The organism is Helicobacter muridarum (assembly GCF_000765805.2).
In the GTDB taxonomy this organism is placed as follows: domain Bacteria; phylum Campylobacterota; class Campylobacteria; order Campylobacterales; family Helicobacteraceae; genus Helicobacter_A; species Helicobacter_A muridarum.
Genome location: NZ_JRPD02000072.1, coordinates 1 through 530, shown reverse-complemented (window position 1 = coordinate 530; position 530 = coordinate 1). Strand labels below are relative to the sequence as shown.

General features: G+C 37.5%; 1 pseudogene. It reads right to left on the bottom strand.

The window, feature by feature from the left end:
* A pseudogene (locus LS73_RS09905) lies at positions 1-530 on the bottom strand (hypothetical protein); the annotation flags it as partial.

Here is a 530-nt window from a genome sequence, read left to right as displayed (position 1 = left end):
AAAGAATTGTTATTTATGGCAATCTCATTATTACACTCATTATTTGCAAAATCCACACTTTTAGCTACACTAGCAGTAGCCAAAAGACTAGATTCTGATGCTTTATTTTTGTCATATTGAGGACAAGGCAAAACATTTTTGTTCATCGCCTCCACCCCGTCATGTTGATTTCTCCTCTTGTCATGTTGAGCCAAAGGCGAAACATCTTTATTTTTGTCATGTTGAGCGCAAGCGTTACATCCACAAGCCCTACATCTCTTGCTTTGTTTTGCCACCATCGCTAGATTCTCTACTCTATAGCTATGTATGAAGTCCTCTGCTTCTGCTTCGCTATTAAATGGCTCACTCCAAATGCGCAATACTTTGCCGCCACGACCTATGCCGTTGATATAAATAAAAGGTAAAATTTTGCCTTTTAAGGTGCAAAATTCTTTGCCTCGCTGTTTTGCACGAAAACATGCTTTTTCTAAGCTTTTTTTAACGATATTATTTTGCAAAGCAAACTCTTTACTACTTAGCCATTGTTTCAT